Here is an 11,522-nt window from a genome sequence, read left to right as displayed (position 1 = left end):
AACGCAATCCAGAATTACCAAAATGGGATATCCTTATTCAACCTGCTAGCGGGTAAATTCATTCCTAGAAATCTCCTTAACGGTTGTGACTGTCATGGCTGGTTTCTCTGGCGATGGCTTTACTTTAGCAGATCGGTCTTCTCAACCAAACGCAGCGGATGACCGTCTGGATCGCGTACCAGAATCCCTTTTTTGAAACCGAATGGTTGCTGAGGCATGGTGACAACATTGGGAGAAATAAAGGTGGATTGATTGAGCCGTAACCGATCGGCGATCGCCGTTACATCCTTCACCACCAGAGTGGTTTGCCAGTGTAATAGATCATTCGGTTTGGCATCCGCAGGGAGCGATCGCCCATCCTTTGGTTCCAGATAGTCCAAAAATTCAATACCAGGTCCAGTGGGAGAACGTAACCCAGTAATGTGCAGTCGTGCGCCTTGCACATTGTTGAGATGTTCCTGCTCAGTGCCAGCGTTCATGCCTTCCCCTGCTACTTTGAGACCCAGTAAATCGCGATAGAACTTGAGGCTGACGGCTGTATTGGAAACCACGATCGCAGTGTGGTCAATGCCTAAGAAAAGCTGCTTTGATGGTTGCTGCCATTTTGGATCGCCTTTGCCGGGTGGAAAGTAAATAAGCTCTAAATTGTGTCCATCGGGGTCTTTGAAGTAGAAGGCACGAATGCCAGCCGCCGCTTGATTGGAGTCGGGGATGCGCTGGGGAGCAGTGGATGCATATTGTACTTTATAGTTGCGTAACTGTTGGTATGCCTGATCCATATTGCTCACCGCAATGGCAATATGTTGAAACCAGCGATCGTTACTGCGTGAATCAATGGGAAGCTGCCTGCCGTTGCGGTGTTGCAACAATGACCGCAACGGCAACCGCAGAGAGGAGCGATCGTTTGAGAGTCATTTGTCTAAACCTGTTCCTACAGGTCAAGGACAACGTTTGCGGTTTTGGGCTTAGCGATACAAATCAGTACCGAACCATCCTTAACCGTTGCTGTAGGTGTTGTTTGGTACTCCACTTCACCTTCTAGAAGCTTACACTCGCAGGTACCACAGATTCCTTGACGACAACTATAGGGAGGATTTAAACCATTGGCTTCGGCAAATTCCAGAATGCTCTCTGCATCCTCGCTCCAGGCGATTGTCTGATTCGATTGGGCAAAGACGATTGTTGCGGCTTCAAGCTTGTTGCCATTTACTTCAGCGAGTGGGCGATCGCTGGTTGACTTACTTGCTTTGGTAAACATCTCAAAAAAGACGCGGCTTTCAGGTACATTCGCAGCGCTTAAGCCGGCACGAATTGCTTCCATAAAGGGTGGAGAACCACACAGAAAATATTCTGCGTCTTGCATCACGAGCGATTGAATTAAAGCCGTATCGACGTAACCAACGCTGTGGTGATGACCCGCATCTTCTGCTCTGGGACGGCTGTAGGCATAATGAACCATTAAATTGGGATTCTGTGCCGCGATCGCGCTCACCTCTTCTCGAAAGGCATGGAAGCTGCCATCACGCGCACCATGTAAAAACCAGAGGGGGCGATCGGGATTCAGACGAGTCACCGCTTTTGCCATGCTAATCATGGGTGTAATGCCCACCCCATTGCTGATGAGCACGGCGGGTAACGACTTTTCCACATCAAGAACAAACTTGCCGCTGGGTGGCTTTGCTGGAATCACCGCACCTTCATGAATCTGATCATGCATGAAATTCGAGGCAAGCCCCGGCATCACATCTAAGCCTGGAGGCATCGGTTCTCGCTTGATGGATAAGCGGTAGTAGGCGTGCGGTTCTGCATAATCCGATAGCGAATAGGTGCGAATGACGGGTCTTGCTTGCCCAGGAATCTCCAGCTTAATGGTCAGAAATTGCCCTGGTTGAAAAGCGGGGATAGCGCCCTGATCGGCTGGTTGCAAGTAAAACGAGGTGATCTCCTCACTTTCTTTCACTTTGCGAACGACCACAAAGTCGCGCCAGTCTTTCCATATCGTGCTTTCAGTCGCTTGAACAACCTGCCCCTCATCTTGCACTTGAGTCGCGTTTTGCTGCTTTCCCTTACCTCTAGCCAGACCAAGCAAAGCACCGCAGCCTGCCCCAATGAAGGACGCATATACGACTGTTTTAGAGGCAGATTCGTCTTTTGGTTTTGTGACTCCAATGACGATCGCAGACGCAAGAGTAATGACTGAAAGTGTTGTCAGAGCGGCGGTTACACTTCTAGCAACTGGATTTTGCATTCTGCTCAGGCTTTCAGACATACTTGGCTCCTTTTGGTGTTTCACTAGATGGTACGAAACTGGCTTGAGTCGCTATCGCTATTGGCATACACTTCTAATTCACCATCAAGATGAGTGACCTCCCATCGCGTTTGTTCACCTTCTCGCCAGAAGCGTAAGGCAACCGTTGCATCACCAACCACCAAGTTTGTTAAGGTAATGTCTGGCAACCATGCGGGTAGAAAAGGCTGCACCTGCAATTGTCGCTTTGAGGCATCGGCTTCGAGTCCGAGGATAGTGCGGATGAAAAACAAAATGGAGCCAGCCGCCCAGGCTTGTGGAATATTGGCATCAGGATAGGGGACTGGAAAGCTTTCTGCCTGACGCTCGATGCCAGCAAAGAGTTCTGGCATCCGTCCAGCTTCAAAATAACTGGCAGCCGCAAAGATGCCTTCTGCAATGCGGTTCGCTTCGGCGTGATACCCATAGCGTTTCAGCCCCGCGGCAATAAACCCATTGTCGTGGGGCCAGACGCTGCCAAGTTGATAGCTAATGGGGTTGTAAGCAGGATTTTTTGATGAGAGTGTGCGAATGCCCCAACCACACCAGAGATCGGGTTGAAACAAGCGTGCGACAAGTCGTTTTGCCCGCTCTGGCGGCACAATGCCTGACCAAAGTAGATGTCCAGGATTGGAGGCGATCGCCCGAATCTGCTGCTTTTTGTCATCTAAGCCCAAACAGTAAAAGCCTTCGTCTTCCATCCAGAAGCGATCGTTAAAGCGCTCATACAGGTCGTCTGCTTTCTGGTGCAGTGCTTTCGCTCGGTCATGGTTGCCCAATACGTCGTAAATGCCTGCCGCTCGTTTCCAGGCATCGTAGACGTAGCCCTGCACTTCACAGAGCGCGATCGGTGGATCAACTAAACTGCCGTCGGGATACACAATGGCATCACCGGAATCTTTCCATCCCTGGTTCCGCAAGCCATCTTTGGAACGAGTGAGATATTCGACAAAGCCATCCCCATCAAAATCGCCATACTGGTCAATCCAGGTAAGCGCCCGCCCCAGCGGTAAAGAGCAGTGATCCAGCAAAGAACGATCGGCATTCCAGCGATACGTCTCTGCTAGAGTCACAATCCAAAGGATCGTGGCTTCGATCGTGCCATAGTAAGGTGTATGGGGCACTTCATGCAGTTGCGCTAACTCACCCCGCCGAATTTCGTGGAGAATCTTACCGGGTTGAGCATCCCGCCAATCGTCTACCTCGGTTGCCTGTAAATGAGCCAGCCGAGCCAGTGTGCCACGCGCAAACTCAGCATTCACTGCCATCGTTTGCAAGCCAGCAATGATGGAATCTCGTCCAAAGACTGCCATAAACCACGGCATTCCAGCGGCGGGCATCCAGTAGGATTTGCCATTTTCCTCAAAGGCAATCCGCAAGGCACCCATATCCATCATCGCCTGCCGATAAATTGCAGCAACGGCGGCATTTGAGGTTTGGAGTTGGGTTGAAATATCAAGGAAGTTTTCCAGCACCCGACCCGCTTCTGTCACATCAATCTCTGCACTGGTATGGCGTGGCTCCAAAATATTCCCATCTGCTAAAGCGATATGGTTGATACAGGCAGTCCACGTCTCGCCTGGTTCTAGAATGACATCAAACACCAGGCGACCGTTGGCATAAAGCGGGGGCGAGCTGGAGCCTTCTGTGGCTGTAATGAGACCTCTGTAAAACGATTCATTGTGATACTCCGTCATCAGCTTGCCATCGTTCCAGTTAGTCTGTGTCTTGCCACGGGCTAACAGTTGCTGAGACTTGACTTGAAAGATATCGGCAAAATCGGAACGAATCGCCAACATGAGTTGAAATTCGACGCGATCGCTAGAATGGTTTGTAATGTCAATATCTTCATGTAGCCCACCCACAACATCCCGTCGTACCGTAATCATCAACTGACCATACGGCACGGTTCCCCGCACAGTCCGGAATACAGGATTTGTAAATTGATACAGTGCCACCCGATGGGTCAGTGGACTGGATGCCAGCAGTTTGAGTGGAGACCGATTGAGCGAGATCTCGTAGTAGGAAATGAGGCGCGTATCGCGGACAAAGAAGCCTTGAGGGAGTTGGTCGTCGATCGAGCCATCGCGTGCGGTGACTAGAAACGAAGAACCATCACTAATGGCAATCTGGTCGGGGTTAACAACAACTTTGGTGGGCATGGCTTCGTTCTCCTGAAGGGGACATGGAGCGTTAGACTCAAACGGTGCAAGCTACTGCCTCAGGGTCTTCATCAAAACTGATGAGCGCTAAGTGGTTTGGCTTGGCTCTGGCTACTGCCCGTTACCAGAGTCACTTTACCGCAAGTGTCATGAGTGTTCTTCTGGTCGATAGTCTGCGCCACTTGTCCTTTGTGCTTGATCAATCCAGTGACCACAGGTTACTGACTCACCAATTTGGCAGCACCAAAGGTTGCATTAAACTTCCGGCACCAGATAACGGCAGATTTATACTCGGCTAAGTTAACTGTCGTGGGGATGACATACCGTTGTGCGCCACTAAATTTTTGTAGCGGTGCCAGAAAGACGTAATCTCCTGTTTTTAGCGGATACGCTGGTGGTTTGGTGTCACCGAGTACGTTACTGGAGCGATGTAAAATCACAACCAGGTCGGGTCCCTGACTGGAGGTTTTAAACCCCTGATCGAGTTCCAGAAAGAGCTTGCCATTTTGAGCGATAATCCGTGCTGCTCCCTGGGTTGGATGCTCTCCAGACGCAAAGCTGCCAGCACTGACAATAGTTGGCTTTGTCGCATTCATCATTTGAGCAATCAACTCTGGTTTGGTCGAGGGTGTAGACGCATGGCTGGTCAGCGGAAGAGGGCTTTCAGCCGCCTGGTTCTTCACCGCAATCCCGCCAGACCCGACAGCCACTAGAGACGCTAAACCTAACAGAATCCATTGTTTCGCTTTCATCATCAAACATCCTTAAGGCAAGATCAAGCAGCAGCTCTGTTTAGTGGCTGTAGCATTGATTGTGATCGGCGCTTGCGATCGCAGGATGATGCCGTGCTAAAGAGTTCGATCTGAGAAGCTGATAGATTGGTGAAAAAGCGTTTAGCTCATTCTCAGCCAGTTCTCATTTTTGGCTGCCCAACTCAGGACACTTGGCACTTACTTATAAACTAAACGTGATCGGTTTCTAGTGGATGGTGCGCTTGATGCAGATGGTTCATTCCCATGAGTTACACCCAAGAAGCCGATGAGTCCTTTTAATACCGTGCATGGCACGAGCGTCAGGCAACGACTCTGAGTTATCGCACTGGGGAACTCAGACGCTATCTACACGACATCGTCTGTGCATCAAGGCGTTACGTGTCGGCGATCGCTGCATTGAACAAGATGCAATGACCGAGTTGATGGAGCGCATCCCTGGTTAACTAGAGAACATGGATGAGGCTGAGCGATCGTGAAAACCCTGGTCGAAGTATGGGCAGCAGCTTTGCGGTGCGATCGAAACTAGATGAGGGCAGTGTGTTTGCGATCGTCTTAACCAACGCAATTTCAAAGAAACTAGCGTTGCCCATCACCCACCGCAGACAATCTCGAATTCCAACCGATAACCTCTCGGCGGTCGGTGTGCATTGGGGTTTATGGGGAGACGAACACTAGAGAGGGTAGAGGAGACGACCATGCATTGGATGACAGTATTCATGTCTAATAACATATCGTTCGCTCCTCATCCACTTTCCTAAGCCGATTGAAGAAACGCTTAAAGTAAAAAAACGGGAGAACCTGCCAGGTTGAGAGGACGACTATGCAGCGCTAGTCACTTGATGACTACTAACAGATCGCATCGCCTCTTACCGTTGTCCTATCCCACTTTAACGAATGCTCAGGGAACAGGGCTTCAACCGTTTCCATAATCTTTTCGCGTGTGCAGGCGACAGGTTCTATCCGTTTCAGTAAAATCAATGGACTTCAATTTAACATGGCTACCGACAACTATGTGGCTTACATTGGCATCGACTGGGCCGACCGCAAACACGATATTGCTCTCTATGATTGCGCCTCCAGCACTTGGCACCAGAGCGTGATTCAAACCCGTCCGCAAGACATTTTAGATTGGGTGAATCACCTGCGTGCACGGTATGGCACAGGCCGCATTGCGGTTGGCATGGAACAGAAGCGCGGACCGCTGCTCTACGCCCTGTGTCAGTACGATAATCTCGTGCTATTTCCCATCAACCCTCGCACGGTGGCGAACGATCGCAAAGCGTTCCAACCCAGCCGTGCTAAGTCTGACCCAGTGGATGCCCGCATCCTGGTGGAACTGATGCAAAAACATCAAGAGAAGTTGGAAGCATGGGTGGCGGGCTGCCCTCAAACCCGTGCCCTCAGACAATGGGTCGAGTCAAGACGGATGCTGGTGGGCGAGAAGGTGCGTCTCACCAATCGCATGACGGCATCGTTGAAGTCTTACTTTCCTCAAGTCCTCGATTGGTTTGAGGACAAAGATACGTTTGTCTTTTGTGAGTTTTTAGAACACTTTGCCAATCTTGAAGCGGCTCAAGCGGCTACACCAGAGCAATTGACCCACTTCTTTCAAACGCATCAGGTGGTGCGTCGCACGGCAATCGCTCGGCGCCTTCAGCAAATTCACGATGCAGGACCGCCCCTCACTTCAGACGTGGCGATTGCGGTGCCCGCTCAAGCGTTGACACTCGCGTTGGTTGCGCTGCTCAAGGTGGTGTTGCGTCAACTGTGCGATTTCAATACCAAGGTGGCCGAGTTGTTTGAAACTCTACCCGATGCAGTCTTGTTTGCTGCTTTACCCGGAGCAGGACCACACCTGGCCCCTCGTCTCCTCGTTGCGTTGGGAGAAGAGCGTGCTCGATTCACGTCGGCTCAAGCTTTCATGAGTTATATCGGGATTGCTCCAGTCAAGGAGGAAAGTGGGAAAAAGCGTTGGGTTCATTGGCGCTGGTCGTGTCCGATTTTCCTCAGGCAAACCTTTGTGGAAGGGGTCAATCAGGCCAGACGCTTTTCAGCTTGCTCACAAGTGTTTTATGAACAACAAAAACAAGCGGGTAAAAGCCATCAAAAAGCGATTCGAGCGTTGGCTTACAAGTGGGGGCGTATTCTCTGGCGCTGTTGGCAGAACAAGACTCCCTATGATGAGGAGAAGTATGTTGACGCACTGAGACGGAAGCATTCACCACTGGTCAAACACTTAATCGTTTAGCGGTTGAGTACTGAAATCTCCAGATAATTGCTAATCGTCCCGGTTGAAAGACCCAAGACGATACAGAGATTCTCGTTACACAAACTAGATTAAGACACTAGACAATCTTGTAATAGAGATGGAAAAGATTCCTATCTTGATCATAGGTTTGTTTTGTGCGTCCTAGCTTCCCTGAAACATCAGTCAAAACCAAGATTTAGCGATTCCTATTGACCTCGTCTACCTCAGGGACTATGTTAGAGCGATCGCAGCATATACTTTAGGGAGCATTGGTTCAAAAGCCGGAGCAGCAGTGCCAAGATTAATCACAATCTTCAAAAATTCGGACGAAGATTCTGTTGTCCACGATCGTGCTGCTCAGGCTCTAAAGGAAATTGGTACTGAAGAAGCGATCGCTTCTCTCAATGTAACTAACAGCAGTCCTTCAACAATTGACTGTGGAGCATTTAGGTTGTCACATTGTGGTTTTGATGAACCTGAAGCGCCCTTACCTGATGTTCGACGTTCGGTTCAAAGTATTACAAACTCACCCTTGGTATGCCAGATTCCTGGAATCAAAAGCATTTTGCCGCGATGCCAATGAGTCAGAAATTCTCTGTCAAAAAATGTTCACCTCTATTAAAAATCTGATATTGATATGCTGAAACGAAACCATAAATTTATAACTTCATTGCCTCTGATTACTACTATCTTGTTTGCAAGTTTTTCCGCTGTCCTTGCTCAAAATACCAATGATTCCACTAAACAAGCATGTGCAGTCAATAAAATTCAAGGTTATGCCTCAAGATTAGGTACTTCAAAGTTAACTAATTCTGATTTCGAGGCATTGATAAGATGTGACGCTCAAGCAGTTCCAGTTCTTTCTCGGTCACTCAAGAGCGATCGTTCTGAAGTTCGTGCTAGCGCAGCATATGCGTTAGGGGAAATTGCATCTAAGAAACAAAATTGGAATGCGTTCGATACTATTACAAAGCATCAAGAACTTGAAAAAGATTTAGTCGTTCTACAAATCTTGAAAAGTTATAGAGTTGAAATGCAAGGCTGCGGAAATTGCTCTCCTGCACCGCTTATTGTGCGAAAAATTGCCTCTAGGACGAGAGTATCCTCCCCTGTTGTTTGCTCATTGCCAGGAATACGTTCAATTCTTCCTAGATGCAAGTAGCTGACTAGTCAACTAAGCCTAGATCTTTCTTAACGTCTTCCCACGGAATTGTGCCTTCTCTACGGATCTCTTCGCGAATGATGCGAATATCCTCTAAATCTTCCATCTCTTCTTCATGTAATGCTTTGAGGTAAAGCAAATAATGGAGGACTTCTCCAAGAAGCGGTTCTGGGGTTTGCTCTAATTCCTGAAGGATGGTTTCTTTTGTATTCATTGCTGCAGAATGAGGAAGTGTCCACTGGCATAAAACTGTAGCCATCTTTAAATTAACGTTTTTTGGCGCTCTGTTGGAGTTGGCGGGTTTCTTCGAGTAGGGTTTGCACATCGATTTCAGCCGATCGCTTCACATAATTCAACTTCAACTCTTCGATGAAGTCATTTACCAGAGACTTAAGTTCATCGGTGACATTCTGTTGCTGGACTTCGTTGCTCAGGGTTTGCCCTACATTTTGCACCAGGCGATTGGTTAATTGAGCGCCGATCGGGTCTTCGAGTGCAGTGGTCAGTGTGCTGTAGGTGGCTTGTAGGACTTCGGTGATGAGACGATCGATCACTTGATTGGGTACTTCATTCAGCCCCGGTACTGTTTTGAGCGCTTGATACGCAGGCGCTTGATTCAATACCACTTCAATGTTATGTCGCAGCAATGCTTCAATATCGGGCTGCACTTTGGGCAATACCTGATAAACCGTCAGCTTGACAAAAAGAGAGACCAGTTCTGCAATTTCATCAACATTATTGACTGTGACCTGGTCCTGTTTCGGCTGTAGTAGCCAGCGCACAATTTCGCCCTGACGAATCGCTTGCTGCACTTGATTTAACACCTGCACCACCACCACTTCGGTGAGTTCTTCGGCGATGCTGCCCACAAAGCCCTGCGTTGCTTGTTCCTTCAGCCGGTCTAGATCGACAAGATGTGCTTGATGAAGGCGAATAGAAACGGGAATGATGCGTAGCCATACCCAAGGATAGAACAACAGCCCAAAGGGAAAGAACAATAAAACGTCGTACCAACGCCAGAAGATGGCATCGCGCCAGCTAACGCTTTTATACTGACGGCTGATGTACCAGGTACGAGCAAGAAATTCGATCACAAACAAAATCACAAAGGGCGCGTCGAGCAGCCAGAACTGATTGGTAAACTCACCGTTCTCCTCAATGGAACGGTAATAGTTGGTTTGCATCAAGTCTCGTATGTTCGCATCAAACCAGGGAAGCTCTTTTTGCACGCCTGCTTGAGCCAGATACTCTGGGCTCCAAAAGAGCGCAAAGGCTTTTTGAGACGATCGCTTCGCCTTTTTCTGTACCGCTTCTTGAAAGGGAATGCTTTTGGCTGGATCGGTGCTGACAATACGAGCGGCAACTGTGGCGTTTTCAACGTAAAGGCGATCGCGGATGCGGTCTTTAATTTTTTCTAGGGTGCCGCTTTTGTTGGCAGTGGTAAACCAGTTGGCTGAGATCATGCTGGCGCTTTGCTCTTGCAGATTTTTCAGCGTTTGGGCAACCGGAGCAGACTGTACACCACTTTGCTGGATCTGCTGTTCTAGTTGATTAACCGTTTCGAGATAGGCCTGTGTGTCGCGATAGGCTTCAATCCCTTTGACGCGATCGTAGCAAGCCGTGATCAACGTCGCTTTATCAGGTGTTTCACCCAATGGCTTGCAAATGTCTGGAGCAGGCGGTAACGGTAGCGTGATTGTAGGCAGGAGTGGCACCTTGATCTTGCCCAAGAGCCAAAAGTTACGCAGCGGAACATAGGTGAGATCAAACATCACCAGTCCTAAATTTGCCAGCGCGACGATCGCCATCAGGCGCTCAAACCACAGATTTTTATGACGACTGAGAGGCTGGCGTGGTGAAGGTAGCTGCAGCGACATAACAAGACTCCGATCGGGTCAGGTTACATCGTACACTGCGACCTATAACGTCTCCGCAAGTGCGTCATAACTTATATTGAGGCGGTTACAAGCAAAGCAGTGCAGTGTCATCAAGAAGGTGTCACACACAAGGCAGTCCCCATGCAGAGTGTCCGTTACGGCTACGGTCAGACGCGCTCAGAGGGGCGTTGGCGTATCTGCGACCACATTGAAACGCCTGTGATTGCCAGGATAAGCAATCCAAGCCCGTTTAAATAAGGGTAGACGATCTCTAGATTGAGAGGACCAAAATGTCCCTTGTGTAATGCCAGCAGCCAGCCAAACTCTTCGCCTTTACCCTGTGTGTCGAGCGCTTGATACACAGAACCTGTGATCAACGTGAGGAGGATCGGTAACAGCATGATGGGCGCGATCGCGCGATGGAGCTGCCGAATCTTAAACTTTTGAGTTGCCATAATGAGTGCGAAGCGGTTGGACGAGTCCAGTATAACGATCGCTCAATTTCTCTGTCCGCAGGCTGTCTGGCTTGACTGAGCGTCTACCGCTGACACTGCTGAATTAAGGGCTGATCCGCGATCGCTTCTAGCTGCACCGATTTCAGCAACTCTGCCCAACTGGAGTTCAACGCCGTTTCTTTGGGGTTGGCACAGCGCTGTTCTGCCAGCGTCGTCACGGTGTCAAACCAGATGCCGTTATTGGCGTAGAGACGGACACGATCGGTGGGCTTTGCTGTTGCCAATTGTTTCGTCAAGTCAACGTTAGTGGCCACTCGCTGCACCCAGCCGTCTACTCTGATGTCTTTGCTGCGATCGTCCGTCTTGCAAATCAGCGATACAGACCAGTGATAGTCTTTACCCACCACAAGCGGCGGAATGTTGGCATTACCCGGCAACGAGAGGCTGGCAACTCCTGGCGTGCCTGTAATGCTAAAGATCGGATACTGTTGGCGAACGCGGATCCGAATCACATCAGATACTCTAAAGCAAAGCAGCAGTGTCTTTTCAGGAGTCTCT

At 49.4% G+C, this 11,522-nt stretch carries 13 protein-coding genes; 5 read left to right on the top strand and 8 right to left on the bottom strand.

Going from position 1 to position 11,522, the window contains the following annotated elements:
* Window positions 1–119: 119 nt before the first annotated feature.
* From C7B82_RS20845 to C7B82_RS20830, 4 genes are all read right to left on the bottom strand, one after another.
* Window positions 120–878: a VOC family protein gene (locus tag C7B82_RS20845; protein ID WP_245940022.1), complete on the bottom strand. Its 759-nt coding sequence runs from the start codon at window positions 876–878 to the stop codon at window positions 120–122.
* 53 nt (window positions 879–931) lie between these two features.
* Window positions 932–2,269 carry a 2Fe-2S iron-sulfur cluster-binding protein gene (locus C7B82_RS20840; RefSeq protein WP_106258269.1) on the bottom strand — a complete coding sequence of 446 codons (1,338 nt, stop codon included), beginning with the start codon at window positions 2,267–2,269 and terminating at the stop codon, window positions 932–934.
* 23 nt (window positions 2,270–2,292) lie between these two features.
* Window positions 2,293–4,449, bottom strand: coding sequence for an amylo-alpha-1,6-glucosidase (locus C7B82_RS20835; protein WP_106258268.1), 2,157 nt, complete (start codon window positions 4,447–4,449; stop codon window positions 2,293–2,295).
* Between the two features lie 218 nt (window positions 4,450–4,667).
* Entirely contained in the window at window positions 4,668–5,201 is a 534-nt protein-coding gene (locus C7B82_RS20830; protein ID WP_106258270.1) for a DM13 domain-containing protein, read from the bottom strand.
* Between the two features lie 308 nt (window positions 5,202–5,509).
* On the opposite strand from C7B82_RS20830, the gene C7B82_RS32575 reads away from it, so the two are divergent.
* The 5 genes from C7B82_RS32575 (at window position 5,510) to C7B82_RS31605 (ending at window position 8,632) form a co-directional block, all read left to right on the top strand.
* The gene (locus C7B82_RS32575) at window positions 5,510–5,665 is read left to right on the top strand and encodes a hypothetical protein (RefSeq protein WP_181357593.1); all 156 of its coding nucleotides are present in this window, start codon (window positions 5,510–5,512) and stop codon (window positions 5,663–5,665) included.
* Between the two features lie 13 nt (window positions 5,666–5,678).
* Window positions 5,679–5,897 carry a hypothetical protein gene (locus tag C7B82_RS20825; RefSeq protein WP_146141227.1) on the top strand — a complete coding sequence of 73 codons (219 nt, stop codon included), beginning with the start codon at window positions 5,679–5,681 and terminating at the stop codon, window positions 5,895–5,897.
* A gap of 319 nt (window positions 5,898–6,216) precedes the next feature.
* Window positions 6,217–7,470: an IS110 family RNA-guided transposase gene (locus C7B82_RS20820; protein WP_106258265.1), complete on the top strand. Its 1,254-nt coding sequence runs from the start codon at window positions 6,217–6,219 to the stop codon at window positions 7,468–7,470.
* Between the two features lie 178 nt (window positions 7,471–7,648).
* The gene (locus tag C7B82_RS35245) at window positions 7,649–8,053 is read left to right on the top strand and encodes a HEAT repeat domain-containing protein (protein ID WP_146141228.1); all 405 of its coding nucleotides are present in this window, start codon (window positions 7,649–7,651) and stop codon (window positions 8,051–8,053) included.
* Window positions 8,054–8,140: 87 nt separating this feature from the next.
* Window positions 8,141–8,632, top strand: a complete 492-nt coding sequence (locus tag C7B82_RS31605) for a HEAT repeat domain-containing protein (RefSeq protein ID WP_181357592.1) — start codon at window positions 8,141–8,143, stop codon at window positions 8,630–8,632.
* A 4-nt stretch (window positions 8,633–8,636) separates the two neighbouring features.
* Here C7B82_RS31605 and C7B82_RS20815 read toward each other — a convergent pair whose 3' ends face one another.
* The 4 genes from C7B82_RS20815 to C7B82_RS20800 form a co-directional block, all read right to left on the bottom strand.
* The gene (locus tag C7B82_RS20815) at window positions 8,637–8,846 is read right to left on the bottom strand and encodes a hypothetical protein (protein WP_106258263.1); all 210 of its coding nucleotides are present in this window, start codon (window positions 8,844–8,846) and stop codon (window positions 8,637–8,639) included.
* A 52-nt stretch (window positions 8,847–8,898) separates the two neighbouring features.
* Window positions 8,899–10,509: a hypothetical protein gene (locus tag C7B82_RS20810; RefSeq protein WP_106258261.1), complete on the bottom strand. Its 1,611-nt coding sequence runs from the start codon at window positions 10,507–10,509 to the stop codon at window positions 8,899–8,901.
* A gap of 167 nt (window positions 10,510–10,676) precedes the next feature.
* Complete coding sequence (locus C7B82_RS20805; protein ID WP_106258259.1) at window positions 10,677–10,964, bottom strand: PepSY domain-containing protein; 288 nt, start codon at window positions 10,962–10,964, stop codon at window positions 10,677–10,679.
* A gap of 83 nt (window positions 10,965–11,047) precedes the next feature.
* Window positions 11,048–11,522 (bottom strand): DUF928 domain-containing protein (locus C7B82_RS20800; protein ID WP_146141225.1); only part of this gene is annotated, 475 nt, incomplete at its 5' end.

Source organism: Stenomitos frigidus ULC18 (assembly GCF_003003795.1).
Classification (GTDB): Bacteria; Cyanobacteriota; Cyanobacteriia; order Leptolyngbyales; family Leptolyngbyaceae; genus Stenomitos; species Stenomitos frigidus_A.
This window is presented reverse-complemented; position numbering and strand designations above follow the sequence as displayed.

Coding starts and splice junctions, on each gene's coding strand:
- C7B82_RS32575 (WP_181357593.1), top strand. CDS start 5,510: ATGGCACGAGCGTCAGGCAACGACTCTGAGTTATCGCACTGGGGAACT.
- C7B82_RS20815 (WP_106258263.1), bottom strand. CDS start 8,846: ATGAATACAAAAGAAACCATCCTTCAGGAATTAGAGCAAACCCCAGAA.
- C7B82_RS20825 (WP_146141227.1), top strand. CDS start 5,679: ATGAGGCTGAGCGATCGTGAAAACCCTGGTCGAAGTATGGGCAGCAGC.
- C7B82_RS20830 (WP_106258270.1), bottom strand. CDS start 5,201: ATGAAAGCGAAACAATGGATTCTGTTAGGTTTAGCGTCTCTAGTGGCT.
- C7B82_RS20840 (WP_106258269.1), bottom strand. CDS start 2,269: ATGTCTGAAAGCCTGAGCAGAATGCAAAATCCAGTTGCTAGAAGTGTA.
- C7B82_RS20810 (WP_106258261.1), bottom strand. CDS start 10,509: ATGTCGCTGCAGCTACCTTCACCACGCCAGCCTCTCAGTCGTCATAAA.
- C7B82_RS20820 (WP_106258265.1), top strand. CDS start 6,217: ATGGCTACCGACAACTATGTGGCTTACATTGGCATCGACTGGGCCGAC.
- C7B82_RS20805 (WP_106258259.1), bottom strand. CDS start 10,964: ATGGCAACTCAAAAGTTTAAGATTCGGCAGCTCCATCGCGCGATCGCG.
- C7B82_RS20835 (WP_106258268.1), bottom strand. CDS start 4,449: ATGCCCACCAAAGTTGTTGTTAACCCCGACCAGATTGCCATTAGTGAT.